We start from the raw sequence: 16590 nt of genomic DNA, 5'->3' as shown, positions 1-16590 counted from the left end.
GGTCCGAAAAAGGTCACAGCACGCGTGCGGTTCAGGCAACGCCGGCGCAGGCCTTTCGCCAGCCTTTCAGCGCCTGCAGCAGGCGGAACACTGGTGCGGATTCCGGGTCATTGCGTCTGTTGCAGCCCCTCGTGCCAGGTGCTTCCGATCGTCCCCACGATCGCTGCGCCCCCCCCGTCATGCCGATTGCGACACCAATGTCGGAATCGCCCCCAGCCGCAGACTTACCACGCCCACCATGAAAATGTCGTGGCCCGCCTGTAGCGACCCGCCTGGCCAACGTCATGACAAACGAAAAACGCCCCCTTGCGGGAGCGTTTTTCTTGAATCTGGAGCGGGAAACGAGACTCGAACTCGCGACCTCAACCTTGGCAAGGTTGCGCTCTACCAACTGAGCTATTCCCGCAGATTCCGTTCGACCTGCGTCGAAGGAGCGCTATTGTGTCGATATTGCTGCACGGCGTCAACAGGAATTTTCACGTGAACCGAAGGACGGCGTTCAGGCGCCCCCTGCCTGCTCGCTTTACGTGCGCAGGCCACGGCGGTGGAAGTAGACCTGCTCGGCGATGCGCCGCGTGGCCCCCGTGTGCAGCAGTGCGTTGAGCGGCCAGTCGGCCTGCAGATGGTCCATCGCCCAGCGCAGCAGGCGCTTGCCGTGGAATGCCGGCGCCACCTGCCGCGCCACCCCCTCGGCGTCCGGCCCCTGGCCGCGCAGATGCCGGGCGATCGCCTCGCCGACCGCCCAGCCGTGCCGCCACGAGGAGTGGATGCCGCCGGCGGACAGCGGCGAGACGATGCCTGCCGCGTCGCCGGTCAGGATCACGCGTTGGCCGGTGAAGGGCCCATCCGGCCGGCCGCACGGGACCAGACCGGCGCGGGTGGCCGAGGGACGCGCCGAAGGCGGAATGCCGACCACATTGCGCACGTGGTCGAGGAAGCCATCGATATCCGGCGGCCGTACCTGTTGCGGGTCATGACGCAGCGCCAATCCCACCTGCAGCCCGGTCGGATTCTGCGCGACCCAGCCGATGTAGCCCGGTGCGTAGCGCTTGCTGACGAAGCAATGCAGTGCATCGCCCTGCGACACCTGCAGGCCGGCGAACTCACGCTCGACGCCGTAGAGGTTGTCACGCACCTGGCCAAGCCCGGTGCGTTGTGCCACGCGTGAGCGTGCGCCGTCAGCGCCAACCAGATAGGCGCATCGCCCTGCCCCATCCACCTGCCAGCCGTCACCACTGCGATGGGCGTCGGTAAAGGACTGCTGCAGGCGCAGGTCGACGCCGTTCGCATGCAGCTCGCTGGCCAGCCAGCGCATCAGGTTCGGCGTATCGGTGGTGAGGAAGTAATAGCCCGGTGCGGCCAGCAACACGCTGCGAAGGTTCGGCGCATACAGGCGCACGTTTGCGACCCGGTCCACCAGATGTTCGGGCATGCGCCCCAGCCAGGTCTCCTCCATCGCTTCTTTCACCACGATACCGGTGGTGTGCAGGCGCTCGCCGGGGTCGACCTTGCGTTCCAGCACGCAGACGCGCAGACCGTACTGCGCGGCGGCCAAGGCGCAGGCGGCACCGGCGAAACCGGCGAAACCGGCGCCGACGATGACCACATCGTGGTCGTAAGCAGAGGATTGATGAGGCATCGCGGCATCGCCGGGCTGGAACGGAGATACAGCTTCGCGAGCACGCGTGGTGAGGCGATGGGGTGGCGGTGAAGCAGGGATGAAGTGCCCTGCACACAAACGAAAAACGCTCCCTTCCGGGAGCGTTCTTCTTGAATCTGGAGCGGGAAACGAGACTCGAACTCGCGACCTCAACCTTGGCAAGGTTGCGCTCTACCAACTGAGCTATTCCCGCTTGGGAGGCGAAATTCTACCTGTTCCAAGGATGGCGTCAAGCGGTTTTTCCGGGGCCTGCGAGGCGCCTTGCACCGCGTATCCATGCATGGCGTGGATCTACCACGGCATCCCCGCAAACCGATGGATCCGCCCCCTCCGTGGATGCGGCATTTCCAGTAGATCCACGCCGTGCGGGGATAGGCGCATCGATGGGGTCAGAGCCCTTTCCTTCGGAAAGGGATCCGACCCCGGGGCTCAGACCCCGGGCTCAGTTGCCCAGCTTCTTCTGCCGCGCACGCTCGCGCGCCGCGCGCTCATCGTCGCGCAGGCTCGGCCACGCGGCGTGCAGGTACTGCAAGCCCGACCACAGGGTCAGCACGGCGGCAATGGCCAGAGTCCAGTCGCCGATATGGAACACCGGCCAGCCCATCCAGATGTCTTCCACCGGCACGTTCGGGGCCACCGAGTACAGCAGGCACAACAGCGCGACCATCTGCGCGGTGGTCTTGACCTTGCCGATCATCGCCACGCGCACCTTCGCGCGCTGGCCCAGCTCGGCCATCCATTCGCGCAGCGCCGATACCGCGATCTCACGGCCGACGATGACCGCCGCCCAGAACGCCATCCACGGCGTCGGGTGGCCCTGCACGATCAGGAACAGCGCCACTGCCACCATCAGCTTGTCCGCGACCGGGTCGAGGAAGGCGCCGAAGGCCGACTCCAGCTGGTAACGGCGTGCGATCCAGCCATCGAGCCAGTCGGTGATCGCGGCCAGGCCGAAGATCGCCGCCGAAGCGAAGTTGGTCCAGGTGTAGGGCAGGTAGAACACCAGCACCAGCACCGGGATCATCACGATCCGCAACAACGTCAGCCAGGTGGGCAGGGTCAACTTCATGCTTGCGTGCTTCTCTCTCTACTCGGCCGCATCAGGCGTGGCCAACCCGTGCAGGTTAGCGTAGATACGTGCCGCGAGGGCGTCATTGATGCCTTCCACCTTGGCGATTTCCGCTTCGCCAGCGGCTTTCAGGCCCACCAGGCCGCCGAAATGCTTGAGCAGGCTGGCGCGGCGGCGCGGCCCGATGCCGGGGATATCCTCCAGCTTGCTGGTCATCCGCGCCTTCTGGCGGCGCCCCCTGTGGCCGGTGATGGCGAAGCGATGCGCCTCGTCGCGCACCTGCTGGATGAACTGCAGCGCCGGGCTGGCCGCGCCCGGGCGCAGCTCGCGGCCATCGGGCATCACCAGCGCTTCGTGGCCGGCACGGCGCTCCACGCCCTTGGCCACGCCCACCAGCAGCACGCCTTCCACGCCCAGATCGGCCAGTGCGGCCTGGGCCTGCGACAGCTGGCCGGCGCCACCGTCGATCAGCAGCACGTCCGGCAGTACGCCCTGCTCTTCCACTGCGCGGCGGAAACGGCGGTCGATGGCCTGGCGCATGGCGGCGTAGTCGTCGCCCGGCTCGATGCCGCTGATGTTGAAGCGGCGGTACTGCGCGCGCACCGGGCCGGCGGCGTCGAACACCACGCACGAGGCTACGGTGGCCTCGCCCAGGGTGTGGCTGATATCAAAACACTCGACACGCTTGACCGGCTCGGCCAGGCCCAGCATCTCGCGCAGCGCATCGCTGCGCGCGTGCTGCGCATTGCGGCTGTTGAGTTCGGTGGCCAGGGTCAGCTGCGCGTTGCGGCTGGCCAATTCCACATAGCCGGCGCGCTCGCCGCGCACGTTCCACTTCAGCTGCACCTTGCGCTCGGCCGAGGCCGACAGCGCGGCGACCAGCAGGTCGGCGTCGGGAATCTCGCGGTCGAGCAGGATCTCGCGCGGCGGCTCGAATTCGATGTAGTACTGCGAGACGAAGGCGGCAAGCACTTCCTCCGGGCTTTCCTCGCCATTGGTGCGCGGGAAGAACGGGCGGGTACCGAGGTTGCGGCCATCACGGAAGGCCAGCAGCAGCACGCAGGCCTGCGAGCCCTGCATGGCCACGGCCAGCACATCGAGGTCCGCGGCGCGGCCATCCACGTACTGGCGGGTCTGCATGCTGCGCAGCGAGGAGATCAGGTCGCGCAGGCGCGCGGCCTGCTCGAACTCCAGCGCCTCGCTGGCGGCCTGCATCTGCTCGCCCAGTTCGCGGGTCAGCTCGTCACTCTTGCCTTCCAGGAACAGGGCGGCGCGGCGCACCGACTCGGCGTACTCCGGCGCCGGGACCAGCTCCACGCACGGCGCGCTGCAACGCCCGATCTGGTATTGCAGGCACGGCCGCGAGCGGTTGCGGAACACGCTGTCCTCGCAGCTGCGCAGCTTGAACAGCTTGTGCATCAGGTTCAGCGTCTCGCGCACGGCGGTGACGCCGGGATACGGCCCGAAGTAGCGCCCAGGAATGGCACGCGGACCACGATGCAGCGCGATGCGTGGCCAGTCCTCGCGGGTCAGCAGCACATGCGGATAGGTCTTGTCGTCGCGCAGCGAGACGTTGTAGCGCGGCGACAGCGATTTGATCAGCTGGTTTTCCAGCAGCAACGCCTCGGCTTCCGAGCGCGTCACGGTCACGTCCATGCGCGTGATCTGCGAGATCATCGACATGATCCGCGCGTTCTTCGGGCTGCCGTTGAAATAGCTGCCGACACGGTTGCGCAGCGCGCGCGCCTTGCCCACGTACAGCAGGGTGTCGTCGGCGGCGTACATGCGGTACACGCCAGGGGCGGTGCTGAGCTGGGCCGCGAAGGCCTTGCCGTCGAAGGCCGGGGCGGGAACGTCGGTCATTCGCTGATCGGGACTTCGCTGAGCACGCCGCTGTCGGGGTCGAATCGCAGCACGGCATGGGCGTCAGTCTCGGCGATCCACACCGCACCGGCGCCCACCGCCAATCCGGCCGGGCCATGCAGGCGGCGAGGCAGCGGCTGGGTGGTCAGTTCACCGCCGCCCAGGCGCAGCGTGCGCAGGCGACCGTTGCCGGTATCGGCAATCCACAGCAGCGGAGCGTCCGCGCTCAATGCGATCGCCTGCGGATACTGCAGGCTGGCCTGCGCACGCGGGCCGTCTTCGCTGCCAAAGCGCCAGGGCCCCTGCCCGACCAGCGTCTGCACCAGGTCGCCGCGCAGTTGCAGTGCACGGATCGAGGATCCCAGGGCGTCGGCGACGTACAACACCTGCTGCACCACGGCCAGCGCAGTCGGTTGGGCAAAGGCAGCCAGGTGGCCGCTGCCGTCACGCTCGTCGATGGAACCACTGCCGGCGCGCCATTGCAGGCTGCGCTGGCCCAGGTGGTAGCTCCAGATGCGGTTGTCGCCGGCCATCGCGATGTGCAGCTGGTTGTCGGCGATGGCCAGGCCGACAGGATGGTCCAGCGAGACCTGCCGCGCCTGCGCCACCGGACCTTCCACCGGCGCACCGGGACGTCCGTTGCCACACAGCGTGTCGACGATGCCGGTCAGCAGGTTGATGCGGCGCACCGCATGGTTGCCGGTGTCGGCGACGTACAGCGAATCGCGCTCCAGCACCAGCGCCTGCGGGCGGTGAAACGCCGCTTCGGCCAGGTTGCCGTCCATGAAATCGGCGGTACCGAGGCCGAACTGGCGCAGGATGCGGCCGCCATGGCTGCATTCGAGAATGCGGTGATGGCCACTGTCGGCGATGTACAGGCGTTCGGTGCTGACCGCCAGGCCCAGCGGGAACCGCAGCGCCTGGCGTGGTTCCGGATGCAGTTCGCTGCCGCCGCGCGGCGGCGCCGAAGGCGCGCCCTGGCACAGCGTGTTCAGGGCGCGCTCCAGTTCACCGGGTGCTCCCTGCCCGACCAGCCGCTGCTGCTCGCGACCCTGCGCGTCCAGCAGCACCACGGTCGGCCAGGCGGTAACGCCGAAGCGGCGCCAGCCATCCCAATCGGCATCGAGCAGTACGGGCATGGCCAGGCCCTGGCGGCGCAGCAGCTTCAGTGCGGCACTGGCGTCGCGCTCGAAATCGAAGCGCGGCACCTGCAGCACCAGCGGCTGCAGCTTGCCGGGGTGGCGCGACAGCCATTGGCCGAACTCGGCCAGGCGTTGCGCACTCCAGGCGGAGGCCGCATTGACGAACAGCAGCGCGACCGGCCGGCCGCGCAGTTCGGTCAGGGTGCAGGGGGTGGCATTGAGCCAGGTGGCGAACTCGGGCAGGTCCGGGACGGGCTGGACGTTCATGACCCGATTATGCCGGAGTCGGCGTCATGCAACAGTCGTGCCACCGCACGTTTTGCAGCATCGTCGACCAGCGACCAGACCTGTTCGAAATGATCGCTGCCGCCGGTGTAGGGGTCGGGGATGGCTACCCGCCCCTGCCCGCCCGACCAGGGCAGGTACAACGCCAGCCGTTCACGCTGGGCCGCCGACGCCAGGCGCCCTGCATCACGCAGGTTGGCCTCGTCGGCACACAGGATCCAGTCGAAACGGTCGAAATCCACGGCCTGCAGCTGGCGTGCGCGCAGGCCGCCGATGTCCACGCCGTGCCCGGCTGCGCAGGCGATCGCGCGGCGGTCCGGCGGCTCGCCCACATGCCAGTCGCCGGTGCCAGCCGAATCAACCTGCACCCGCCCGGCCAGCGGCGAGGCATCCAGGCGTGCGCGCAGCGCGCCTTCGGCCATCGGCGAACGGCAGATGTTGCCGAGGCAGACGACCAGCAGCCTCATCGCGGCGCCATCGCCTGCAGCAGCCCCTCGGCGCGCTCCAGGTCCTCGGGCGTGTCGATGCCCGGCGGGAACGGCTCGGGCGAGATCGCCACGCTGATCGGATAGCCCGCTTCCAGCACGCGCAGCTGCTCCAGCGATTCGACCTGCTCCAGCTGGCCCGGCGGCATCGCCGCGAACTGCTGCAGGAAGCCGGCGCGATAGCCGTAGATGCCGATGTGGCGCAACCAGTGGTGGCCGTCCGGCAGCGTGTCGCGGCTGCGTGCGAAGCCGTCGCGGTGCCAGGCGATCGGCGCGCGGCTGAAGTACATCGCCTCGTTGCGCACGTTGCGCACCAGCTTCACCACGTTCGGGTCGAACAGGGTGTGCGCGTCCTCGACGGTCGTGGCGAGAGTCGACATCGGCGCAGTGCCTGCGACCAGCGCATCGGCCACCGCACGGATACCGGCCGCCGGTGCGAACGGTTCGTCGCCCTGCAGGTTGACCACCACCGTGTCATCGGCCCAGCCGGCAATGCGTGCGCATTCGGCCAGGCGATCAGTGCCGGAGGCGTGCGTGGTCGCGGTCATCGCCACCTTCACTTCGGCCAGCCCGGACAGCGCATCGGCAATGCGCTGATCGTCGGTCGCTACCCAGACTTCACGGGCACCGGCCTGCAGCGCGCGGCGCGCCACATGCAGCACCAGCGGCTCGCCGCCCAGCGGGCGCAACGGCTTGCCCGGCAGCCGCGAGGCGGCATGGCGGGCCGGAATGGCGACGACGAATTCAGTCATGCAGGCGGTACTCGGCAGGCTCGTTACAACGGGAATGCGGGCAGCAGCGCGTGAATGCAAGCGCCGCCGCGCCACTCAGTTCGGCCGCAGCTTGTCCAGGCGATCGGTCAGCGCCACCCAGAACGCCGCGGGCAGCTCGGCGCGCAGCGGAACCGCGTAGTGCCAGTCGTTGCCGAACGCACGGCATTTCACCGCGTCCTTCTCGGTCATCAATACCGGCAGCTGGCTACCGAAGGACAGGTCCTGCGGCTGGTAGGCCTGGTGGTCGGCGAACGCATGCGGCACCACGCCGATCCCGCGCGCGCGCAACATGTCGAAGAAGCGCTGGGGATGGGCAATGCCGGCCACCGCATGCACGCGCTGGCCCTTGAAGTACGCCAGCGGGCGAGCGCGGCCGCCGGCCAGCGGCTGCGCACTGTCGATGTGCAGCGCCATCGGCCACTGGCCGAAGCCACAGGCCTGCGCTGCGGTTTCCTCATCGGCCTGGCCGAGGTTGACCACCCGGAAATCGCATTCGCTGGCGCGGCTGACCGGCTCGCGCAACGGCCCGGCCGGAATCATCCGGCCATTGCCGTAGCGACGCTGCGCATCGACCACTTCGATCTCGATGTCGCGCGCCAGGCGGTAGTGCTGCAGGCCATCGTCGCAGACGATCACATCGCAGCCGGCCTCGATCAGCGCCTTGCCGGCGGCGACACGGTCGCGGTCCACGCGCACCGGCACACCGGTCTTCCAGGCGATCAGCACCGGCTCGTCACCGCCCTTGGCAGTTGGCGTATCGGCCTGCACCCACAGCGGCTTGTCGGCGTCTTCGCGACCATAACCACGGCTGGCCACGCCCGGCTTCCAGCCGGCCGCGCGCAGGCGCTCGACCAGGGCAATGGTCAGCGGCGTCTTGCCGGTACCACCGGCGGTGATGTTGCCGACCACGATGACCGGCACCGGCAGCGAGTGGCGCTTGCGCCAGCCACGCCGATAGGCGCGCCGGCGCAGTGCGGTGACACCTGCGTACAGCGGCGCCAGCAGGCGCATCGTCCACGGAACGGGGCTGCCGTCGTACCAGTACGCCGGGGTCTGGGTACCCTTGCCGGCCATCAGTCCTGCCTTTCGCGGAACTGCATGCTGTGCAGATGCTGGTAAAGGCCGCCCAGTTCGAGCAGCTCCTTGTGGGTGCCACGTTCAACGATGCGGCCATGGTCCATCACCAGCACCTGGTCGGCATGCTCGATGGTCGACAGGCGGTGCGCGATGACCAGCGTGGTGCGTTCCGGCATCAGGCGCTGCAGCGCATCCTGCACCAGGCGCTCGGATTCGTTGTCCAGCGCCGCAGTGGCTTCGTCGAGGATCAGGATCGGCGCGTCGCGCAGGATCGCGCGGGCAATCGCCAGGCGCTGGCGCTGGCCACCGGACAGCAGCGCGCCATTCTCGCCGACCGGGGTCTGCAGCTGCTGCGGCATGCGTGCGATGAACTCCCAGGCATTGGCCGCTTCGGCCGCCGCACGGATCTGCTCATCGGTCGCCTCCATGCCGTAGGCGATGTTGGCCGCGATGGTGTCATCGAACAGCATCACCTTCTGCCCGACGATCGCCACCTGCCGGCGCAGGTCGGCCAGCGGATAGTCATCCAGGGCCACGCCATCGAGGGTGATGACGCCGCCACTGGGCTCGTAGAAGCGCGGAACCAGCCGGATCAGGCTGGTCTTGCCGCTGCCGGAACGGCCGACGATGGCCGTCACCGTGCCCGGCCTGGCAACGAAACTGATGTCGTCCAGGGCAATGCCGCTGTCTTCGCGGTAGCGCAGCATGACGTGGTCGAACGCCAGTTCGCCGCGCACGCGCTGCACGCGGTGCTGGCCCTCATCACGCTCCACCGGCATGTCGAGGATGCCGAACAGGCGCTCGGCGGCGGAGACGCCGCGCGAAATCGAGGTCTGTACGCTGGTCAGTCGGCGCAGCGAGGGAATGATGGCCATCATCGAGGTCATCAGGCCCATGAACTGGCCGGCATTGAGGCGGCCGGCCAGGGCTTCGCGGGTCGACACCCAGACGATCACCGCCAGCGCCAGTGCGGCCAGGAACTGCACCACGCTGGACGCGGCGGCGCGGGTGACCTCGACCTTCATGTTCAGCGCCAGCATGCGGTTGGCCAGGCGCGAGTAGCGCGAGATCTCATGCTGCTGGGTGCCGTGCACCTTCACTTCCTGCTGCGCGGCCAGCGACTGCTCGGCAGTCTGCGCCATCGTGCCCATGCCGTCCTGGATGCCGCGGCTGATGCGACGGTAGCGCTTGCCCACGTAGGACACGATGCCGCCGATCAGCGGCACCACCAGCAGCATCGCCAGGGTCACCTTGACGCTCATCTGCAGCATCACCGCCAGCATCGCGATGATGGTGAGGGTATCGGCGACCACGGTCTTCAGCGCGTCGGCACTGGCCTGGGTGACCTGTTCCGTATCGAAGTTGAGGCGGCTGACCATTACCGGCGTCGCTTCGGTATCGAAGTGCGACGACGGCAGGTGCAGGTACTTCTGCAGCACCTGCTCACGCAGGTCGCGGACCACGCTGCGGCCGGTCTTGGCCAGCGTGTAGTCGCTGACCCAGGTGGCCAGGCTGCGCATCAGGAACAGGCCGAGGATGGTCAGCGGCAGCACCACGGCCGCGCGCGGCTGCGGATCGACGAAACCTTCGTTGACCAGCGGCTCCATCAGCTTGGTGAAGTGATAGCCGGCGAGGGCTTCGACCACCATGGCGATGACCGCGCCGACCATGAACACCCAGTAGGTGCGGGTGTAGCCCAGCAGACGTTTGTAGATCGGCCACACCGGCGCGTGATGGGAACTCATGGACGCACCTCTGGCGCAGTTGCAATGGCGATACGACGGAAACCGAGCTGACCGAGCGCGTCCTGCGCAGTCACCACGGCCTGGTAGGGAGTACGCGCGTCGGCGCGCAGCAGCACGGGCTGGCTGCGATCACTGCCGGCGACGGCGGCGATGGTCTGCTTGACGGACTCGACATCGCTGCGCAGCACTTCCTGGTCATTGATGAAATAACGGCCTTCGGCATTGATCAGCACGCTGAGCGAACGCGGCGGCTCGTTGTTGGGCTGCTGGCTGGCGGTGGGCAGCTGCACCTGCAACGTCGAGCGCGCATCGAAGGTGGTGGTGACCACGAAGAAGATGATCAGCACCAGGATGACGTCGATCAGCGGGACCAGATCGATATGCGGCTCATCCTGGGATCGGTCATTGCCGATACGCATCGATCAGGCCTTCGCCGTAGCGGCGTTGGCCGGGCGCGCCGATGGGGACGGGTTCATCACCCCCGGGCGGCCGTCGAGCGTATCCAGCAGGGCGCTGGCCTCCTGTTCCATCTCCACCACGTAGCCGTGGATGCGGCCCTTGAAGTAGCGATGGAACATCAGTGCCGGGATGGCCACGATCATGCCGGTGGCGGTGCACACCAGGGCCTTGCCGATGCCACCGGCCAGCTGGTTCACATCACCCACGCCATGGTCGAGGATGCCCAGGAACATCTGGATCATGCCGATCACGGTGCCCAGCAGGCCCAGCAGCGGGCCGGCCGAAGCGATGGTGCCCAGCGCGTTGAGGAACCGCTCCATGCGGTGCACCAGGTGACGGCCGGTATCCTCGATGCGCTCGCGGATCTGGTCGCGCGGGCGGTTGCGGGCTTCCAGCGCGGCCGCCAGCAACGCACCCAACGGCGAGTTGGCACGCAGGGTCTGCAGGTGCGCCGGGTCAAGCTTGCCGCGCGCGGCCCAGTTGCGCACTTCCTGGCCGAGGCCGGGCGGCAGCACCTCCGTTCGCCGCAGGGACCAGAAACGCTCCAGGATGATCGCCAAAGCCAGTACGCCCAACAGCAGCAGCGGCACCATCGGCCAGCCACCGGCCTTGACCAGTTCCCACACGTTTCAACCCTCCGGCCCAACGGCCGCTTGTTCGATCGGCGATAGGATAGCAGCCGACCGCGCCCGCCCAGCGGCATCCCACCACCGGGATGCATGGATGCGCTGTTCACGCAGCTGCAGCCCTTGTGCGCCAAGCCATACGCGGATCGCCCCGGACTCCGCAGTGGACACCACCTCGGCGCCCTGCGCCTGCCAGCGCCGGACCACGTCCTGGCGCGGGTGGCCGAAACGGTTCTGGTGGCCGGCCGAGACCAATGCCAGCCGGGCTGACACCGCCGCCACCCAGGGCGCGCTGGAGCTGCCGCCACTGCCATGGTGCGGCACCAGCACCACATCCGCCTTCAGCGCCGCCGCAGACGCCCGCAACAGCGCCTGTTCGGCCGGACGGCCGATGTCCCCCGGCAACAGGACCACGCCATGGGCACCGGCCACGCGCAGCACGCAGCTGTCCTCGTTTTCGGCCCGCTGGCTGCCGGCATCCGGGTGAAGCACCTGGAAATCGACGCCATCCCAGTGCCAGCGCAGGCCGCGCTGGCAACGGCCGGCCCCGGCGATCGTACTTCCCGGCGGCGCCAGCAATGGCAGCCCCGGCAGCTGAAGACGCAGGCTCGGCAGGTTGCCGGCATGATCGAGATCGTCGTGGCTGAGCAGCACCCGCTCGGGCGGCGCCTGGCCCAGGGCCCGCAGTGACGGAACCAGGACCCGCTCGCTGCCCTCGCCCCCGTTCGGCGGCCCCACGTCGTACCAGAGGGCATGCCGCGCAGTACGCAGCAACACCGCCGTGCCCTGGCCGACGTCATGCACCAGCAGCTCCAGCTCCCCCTCGGCCGGGCGCTCACGCGCCGGCCACAGCAGCGGCAGGCACAGCAGCAGGCCAGCCAGCCAGCCCCCGGCCCCCCGTGGCAGCAGCCACCAGAACACCCCCAGCAGCGCCGCCGGCACCGCCCAGGCCGGCGCCTCGGCCAGCCACCACATCGCCTGCGGGTGCGCCGCCAGTGGCTGCAGGGCCTGCCAGCTGATCTCGAACAGCCACGCCGCCGCGCGCCACGCCCAGCACCCAGCGCCGTCGAGCAGCGCCTGCAGGGCGGTGCCCAGCAGCGACAGGGGCACCACCAGCAATGTCCACCACGGGATGACCGGCAGGTTCACCAGCGGCCCCAGCCAGGCGGTGCCACCGAACAAGGCGATGCCCAGCGGCAACAGGCCGACGCTGGCCACCCCTTGTGCGGCCAGGAACCCGCGCAGATTGGCGGCCACCCCGCGCGGACGTCCCTGCGGCAAGCACCACACCAGCCACAGTACGCCGCCGAAGCTGAGCCAGAAGCCCGCTGACAGCACCGACAGGGGCGCCGGCAGCAGCAGCGCCAGCGCCGCCAGCGCAAGCCCCTGCACGAGACCGAGCGGGCGCCGCCCGCTGCGCGCCAGGGCCACCAGCCCGATCATCAATGCCGTGCGCACGGTCGGCAATTCACCGCCGGCCAGCACCGCATAGCCCGCTGCGGACAGGGCCGCGGCGCAGGCCGCCGCCTGTGGACGTGGCCAATGCCGGGCCAGCAGGGGGCACAGCCACCACAGCCCTCGGCACAGCAACGCCCCCAGCCCCGCCACCACCCCGACATGAAATCCGGAAATGGCCACCAGATGGGTCAGCCCCAGCGCCCGCAGCTGATCCCAATCGGTGTCGGACAGGCCACGCGTGTCGCCCAGGGCGAGCGCCTGCACGAAACGGGCGGCCGGATGGGCCACTTGCAGCGCGATGGCGGCGCTGGTGCGCTCACGCCATGCCGGCAGGCCATGTCCGGCCTGCAGCTCACGCGCGCTGGCCGGCGCCCTCACCGTTCCAGTGCCGGCTACGCCACGCAGCAGCGCATGACGCTCACTGTCAAAACCCCCGGGATTGATCCGCGAGCGAGGGGCCCGCACACGCAGCGCCAGCTGCCACTGCGCACCGGCCAGGACCTGCCTGCGCCGCCCCTCGGCAGCGGCGCTGGACCTGCCTTGCCAGCCGTCGTTCCAGGTGACCTGGAGGCGCTTGCCGCGCAGCGATGGCAGTTCGCGGCTCTCGCTGACCTGCAGCAGGAAGCGGGTGTGCGCGGCCCGATGATCCGGCAGATCGATGACCCGGCCACTGACCACTACATCCCGAGCCGGTTGGCCCGGTGGCAGCTGGTCCTGCATTGCCCAGTGCGCGTGCATCGACGTCCATCCGGCACCGAGCAGCATGACCGCCGGCAGGCGCCCCCGCCATCGCAGGCCCCACCCGGCCATGCCAAGCACGATCATCACCGTGCAGACCCACAGCGGCGGCAGCTGCGACAGCTGCACGCAGCCCAACGCCCCCAGTGTGAGCGCCCCGGCGGTGCCACTGCCCAGCAAGGGAGACGGGGAGCGCTCGATGGCCATGAGGCCAGCCTGCCGCTGCCGGCGGCAGGTTGCCTATCGGGACTTGCCCCGCAAACGCGTCAGCGCCGCGCGCTGCCGCGATGGAAATTGACCCGGAAGCTTGCGCCGCCGCCCGCGGCCTCACCGACACTGACCGAGCCGCCATGGTGCTGCACGATCTCCTTCACCAGGTGCAGGCCAAGGCCACTGCCGCTGCCCGCCGCGCGCAGGCGATGGAACGGCTCGAAGATCGCCTCGCGGTCGCCTACTGGAATGCCCGCGCCCTGGTCGCTGACTTCCAGCAACCCGCGCGTGTCCAACCGCACACAGATGGTGCCACGGCCACCACCATGCACGATCGCGTTGTGTACCAGATTGGCAATCACCCGCCCCAGCGCCAGGCTGTCACCGTGGATCCACACCGGCGCTTCCGGCGCGTCCACTTCGAATCCATAGCCGGCGCCCACCACCAACGGCGCCAGGTCCGCGGCTGCCTCACGCACCAGCAGGGCCAGGTCCAGCCGCTGCAATGCGCCGACATTGCGGTCAAGCCGCTGCAGATCAAGCAGGTGCTCGGCAACATTGCCCAGCCGCGCCACGTCGGTCAGCAACTGCGATTTCAGCTCGCCCTGCGGCAGCTGCGACAGGCGCGCCTGCACCACGGCGATCGGCACGCGCAGCTCGTGCGCTGCGTCGGCAAGGAACTTGTCGCGCGCGGCGTAGCCCTGCTGCACCTTGTCGATGGCATCGTTGAACGCTTCCACCAGCGGCGCCACTTCCGTGGAGACCAGCCGCGCATCCAGCCGCGCACCGGGCTGGCCGATGTCCAGCTCCTTGGCCTGCTGCGCGGAACGGCGCACACCGCGCATGGCACGGTGGATCACGGTCGGCATCACCAGCAGGGTGACCACGATCAGTGGCAGGAAGAACCACAGGCCGATCAGGCGCAGCACCATCAGCGCACCGTCCAGCAGCCCGCCCTTGGGTGCTCCACCGACCATCACGGTGATGCGGCGCCCATCCTCGTTGCGGATCATCACCCGCGCCACGTCCAGGTAGGGCGGTACCAGCGAACCCAGCTCGGTGGCGCCCACGGTCGGCAGCCGCGCGAGCATCGGCGCGTGGATCGCGGGGATGGTGCCGCGCTCGAGCCACATGCCCTTGTCGTCCACCGCGGCGAACCAGAGATTTCCCCCGGCGTTGGCATCGAGCTTGTCCCAGCGCGCCTGGTCCAGCACCAGGCGGCCGTCTTCGCTGTGCACCGCCTTGGCCACCGCCTCGGCAACGAACATGTCCATGCCCCAGGAGTCCTTGTCACCCCAGGTCAGGATCAGCGCGACCACCGCGAACAGTACGGTGAAGGCCTGCGCCAGGAACAGGCGCCAGGCCAGGCCAAGGGTGATCGAACGGATCGGACGGGCCATCTCAGGCCTCCGCCAGCAGGTAGCCGACGCCCCGTATCACGTGGATCTCGACGCCGGCATCGGCCTGCTGCAGCGCCTTGCGCAGCTTGGAGATGTGCGCGTCGAGCGCATTGGACTGGATCTCATCGTCGAAACCGTACACCGCAGCCTCCAACGCACTGCGGGTGACCGTGCGCCCCTGCCGCATCGCCAATGCCTGCAGCACCAGTACCTGCCGACGTGGCAGCGCCAGAGGCTGGCCCTCCACCTGCGCCTGCAGCGATTCGAAATCGAACTCGAGCCGCCCCAGCCGCAGGCTCGGTGTCACCATCGCCGAAGGCCTGCGCGATACCGCGCGGATGCGCGCCATCAGTTCCTCGATCGCCACCGGCTTGACCAGATAGTCATCGGCACCGACGTCCAGGCCTTCGACCTTGTCCGACAGCGTGCCCTTGGCGGTCAGCATGATCACCGCCAGGTTCGGCCGCAGCGCACGCGCCGTCGCGACGAATCCGGCGCCATCGCCATCGGGCAGCTGGCGATCGAGCAGCAGCAGCTGGTGCACCGGTTCGCGCAACGCGAGCGCGGCCTCGGCCAGGCTGCCGACCACGTCGGCGACCACGCCCTGCCGCTCCAGGCCCGATTGCAGGGCGCGGGACAGATCAGGATCGTCTTCGACCAGGAGGATGCGCATCAGGAACTCGTCTGCCGGAAACGCTGCCGATCATAGTGCCTGGCGCCAGGGTTTTGCGCCCATGCGTGCCGATCACGCGGGCGCAATGTTCTGACAATGTTGCCCCCTCACCATGCGCAGCCATCCTCCGCAACGTGGCTGATCGATGCCTTCGCTGTCCCCGACCCTGCTGCGCCCGCTGCTGTTCACCGCTGCCCTCGGCGCGCCGTTGCTCGCCCACGCTGCCGAGCAGAACCCGGGCGTGCAGGCCGGCATCAGCGCTGGCGCGACCTCCGGTGCGTACGCGCACTACGACGTCAAACCGCTGGTGGTACCGGCCATTGCCTGGCAGGGCGAGCGCTTCTTCGCCAGCCCCGGCTCGCTGGGCATGTACCTCTACAAGGGCCAGGGACTGCGCCTGTCGGCGGCGGTCACGCCCTACACGCTGCGCTTCAAGACCGACGACGTGAACGATGCTCAGCTGCGCCGCCTGCACAGCCGGCAGATGTCGGCCATGGCCGGCATCAACGGCGAGTACAGCGCCGACTGGGGCATGGTCGAGGCCAGCGTGATGCGCGAAGTGACCGGCCATGGCGGCGGTTTCGAGTCGCGCCTGCATTACAGCTACCCGATCCAGGCGGGTCGCTTCACCTGGGTGCCGCGGGCGGGCGTGGTGCACTCCAGTGCACGGCTGCTCGACTACTACTACGGCATCAGCGATGAAGAAGCCCTGCGCTCGGGCCTTGCCGCCTACCGCCCCGGCAGCACCACGTCGCCGAGCCTGCAGATCGCGGTCAGCACGCCACTGGGCACGAAATGGCGCGCCACCGGCGTGGTGGCCAACCAGTGGTTCGGTGATGCAGTGAAGGACAGCCCGATGGCACGACGTGGCACGCAGACGTCGGCCTTCGTTTCCCTGATGCGCTCGTTCTGAGCAAGCGCCCCCTA

General features: G+C 68.8%; 14 protein-coding genes and 2 tRNA genes. 1 reads left to right on the top strand and 15 read right to left on the bottom strand.

What is annotated here, in order from left to right:
• Nucleotides 1-330 precede the first annotated feature (330 nt).
• The 15 genes from VG566_RS08460 to VG566_RS08390 all read right to left on the bottom strand — a co-directional run bounded on the left by VG566_RS08460 (nt 331) and on the right by VG566_RS08390 (nt 15663).
• Nucleotides 331-406 (bottom strand) — tRNA-Gly (locus VG566_RS08460).
• Nucleotides 407-523: 117 nt separating this feature from the next.
• Entirely contained in the window at nt 524-1639 is a 1116-nt protein-coding gene (locus VG566_RS08455; protein WP_423172630.1) for an NAD(P)/FAD-dependent oxidoreductase, read from the bottom strand.
• Nucleotides 1640-1777: 138 nt separating this feature from the next.
• Nucleotides 1778-1853, bottom strand: a tRNA-Gly gene (locus VG566_RS08450).
• Between the two features lie 249 nt (nt 1854-2102).
• Complete coding sequence (pgsA, locus tag VG566_RS08445; protein ID WP_012510614.1) at nt 2103-2729, bottom strand: CDP-diacylglycerol--glycerol-3-phosphate 3-phosphatidyltransferase; 627 nt, start codon at nt 2727-2729, stop codon at nt 2103-2105.
• A gap of 18 nt (nt 2730-2747) precedes the next feature.
• Entirely contained in the window at nt 2748-4592 is a 1845-nt protein-coding gene (gene uvrC / locus VG566_RS08440; RefSeq protein WP_014646611.1) for an excinuclease ABC subunit UvrC, read from the bottom strand.
• Complete coding sequence (locus VG566_RS08435) at nt 4589-6001, bottom strand: hypothetical protein (protein ID WP_069117271.1); 1413 nt, start codon at nt 5999-6001, stop codon at nt 4589-4591. Before VG566_RS08435 ends, uvrC begins: the two co-directional genes overlap by 4 nt.
• A complete protein-coding gene (locus VG566_RS08430) occupies nt 5998-6486 on the bottom strand; it encodes a low molecular weight protein-tyrosine-phosphatase (protein WP_075674843.1) in 489 nt (162 codons plus the stop codon). The genes VG566_RS08435 and VG566_RS08430 overlap by 4 nt, the downstream gene beginning before the upstream one ends.
• Nucleotides 6483-7256, bottom strand: coding sequence for a 3-deoxy-manno-octulosonate cytidylyltransferase (gene kdsB, locus VG566_RS08425; RefSeq protein ID WP_032960868.1), 774 nt, complete (start codon nt 7254-7256; stop codon nt 6483-6485). The genes VG566_RS08430 and kdsB overlap by 4 nt, the downstream gene beginning before the upstream one ends.
• Before the next feature lie 75 nt (nt 7257-7331).
• Complete coding sequence (gene lpxK, locus VG566_RS08420) at nt 7332-8351, bottom strand: tetraacyldisaccharide 4'-kinase (protein WP_032960871.1); 1020 nt, start codon at nt 8349-8351, stop codon at nt 7332-7334.
• A complete protein-coding gene (gene msbA / locus VG566_RS08415; protein WP_014646606.1) occupies nt 8351-10099 on the bottom strand; it encodes a lipid A export permease/ATP-binding protein MsbA in 1749 nt (582 codons plus the stop codon). Before msbA ends, lpxK begins: the two co-directional genes overlap by 1 nt.
• Nucleotides 10096-10518 carry an ExbD/TolR family protein gene (locus VG566_RS08410; RefSeq protein ID WP_014036620.1) on the bottom strand — a complete coding sequence of 141 codons (423 nt, stop codon included), beginning with the start codon at nt 10516-10518 and terminating at the stop codon, nt 10096-10098. Before VG566_RS08410 ends, msbA begins: the two co-directional genes overlap by 4 nt.
• A gap of 3 nt (nt 10519-10521) precedes the next feature.
• The gene (locus tag VG566_RS08405) at nt 10522-11184 is read right to left on the bottom strand and encodes a MotA/TolQ/ExbB proton channel family protein (RefSeq protein ID WP_014036619.1); all 663 of its coding nucleotides are present in this window, start codon (nt 11182-11184) and stop codon (nt 10522-10524) included.
• Nucleotides 11185-11187: 3 nt separating this feature from the next.
• Nucleotides 11188-13587, bottom strand: coding sequence for a DNA internalization-related competence protein ComEC/Rec2 (locus tag VG566_RS08400; protein ID WP_241884354.1), 2400 nt, complete (start codon nt 13585-13587; stop codon nt 11188-11190).
• Between the two features lie 59 nt (nt 13588-13646).
• Entirely contained in the window at nt 13647-14990 is a 1344-nt protein-coding gene (locus VG566_RS08395) for a sensor histidine kinase (RefSeq protein WP_014646603.1), read from the bottom strand.
• Nucleotide 14991: 1 nt separating this feature from the next.
• On the bottom strand, nt 14992-15663 hold the full coding sequence (locus tag VG566_RS08390; protein ID WP_241884353.1) for a response regulator transcription factor: 672 nt from the start codon (nt 15661-15663) through the stop codon (nt 14992-14994).
• Between the two features lie 145 nt (nt 15664-15808).
• Between VG566_RS08390 and VG566_RS08385 the strand changes: the two genes are divergently transcribed.
• Nucleotides 15809-16576 (top strand): MipA/OmpV family protein, encoded by a 768-nt coding sequence (locus VG566_RS08385; protein ID WP_053494941.1) that lies wholly within the window; start codon nt 15809-15811, stop codon nt 16574-16576.
• Nucleotides 16577-16590 lie beyond the last annotated feature (14 nt).

The organism is Stenotrophomonas sp. CASM114 (assembly GCF_049384325.1).
GTDB lineage: Bacteria > Pseudomonadota > Gammaproteobacteria > Xanthomonadales > Xanthomonadaceae > Stenotrophomonas > Stenotrophomonas muris.
This window is presented reverse-complemented; position numbering and strand designations above follow the sequence as displayed.

What these genes read in the sequence shown, in the direction of transcription:
- VG566_RS08400 (WP_241884354.1), bottom strand. Translation starts at nt 13,587, where the DNA reads ATGGCCATCGAGCGCTCCCCGTCTCCCTTGCTGGGCAGTGGCACCGCC.
- pgsA (WP_012510614.1), bottom strand. Translation starts at nt 2,729, where the DNA reads ATGAAGTTGACCCTGCCCACCTGGCTGACGTTGTTGCGGATCGTGATG.
- VG566_RS08430 (WP_075674843.1), bottom strand. Translation starts at nt 6,486, where the DNA reads ATGAGGCTGCTGGTCGTCTGCCTCGGCAACATCTGCCGTTCGCCGATG.
- VG566_RS08385 (WP_053494941.1), top strand. Translation starts at nt 15,809, where the DNA reads ATGCCTTCGCTGTCCCCGACCCTGCTGCGCCCGCTGCTGTTCACCGCT.
- uvrC (WP_014646611.1), bottom strand. Translation starts at nt 4,592, where the DNA reads ATGACCGACGTTCCCGCCCCGGCCTTCGACGGCAAGGCCTTCGCGGCC.
- VG566_RS08455 (WP_423172630.1), bottom strand. Translation starts at nt 1,639, where the DNA reads ATGCCTCATCAATCCTCTGCTTACGACCACGATGTGGTCATCGTCGGC.
- VG566_RS08390 (WP_241884353.1), bottom strand. Translation starts at nt 15,663, where the DNA reads ATGCGCATCCTCCTGGTCGAAGACGATCCTGATCTGTCCCGCGCCCTG.
- VG566_RS08395 (WP_014646603.1), bottom strand. Translation starts at nt 14,990, where the DNA reads ATGGCCCGTCCGATCCGTTCGATCACCCTTGGCCTGGCCTGGCGCCTG.
- lpxK (WP_032960871.1), bottom strand. Translation starts at nt 8,351, where the DNA reads ATGGCCGGCAAGGGTACCCAGACCCCGGCGTACTGGTACGACGGCAGC.
- VG566_RS08435 (WP_069117271.1), bottom strand. Translation starts at nt 6,001, where the DNA reads ATGAACGTCCAGCCCGTCCCGGACCTGCCCGAGTTCGCCACCTGGCTC.
- kdsB (WP_032960868.1), bottom strand. Translation starts at nt 7,256, where the DNA reads ATGACTGAATTCGTCGTCGCCATTCCGGCCCGCCATGCCGCCTCGCGG.
- msbA (WP_014646606.1), bottom strand. Translation starts at nt 10,099, where the DNA reads ATGAGTTCCCATCACGCGCCGGTGTGGCCGATCTACAAACGTCTGCTG.
- VG566_RS08410 (WP_014036620.1), bottom strand. Translation starts at nt 10,518, where the DNA reads ATGCGTATCGGCAATGACCGATCCCAGGATGAGCCGCATATCGATCTG.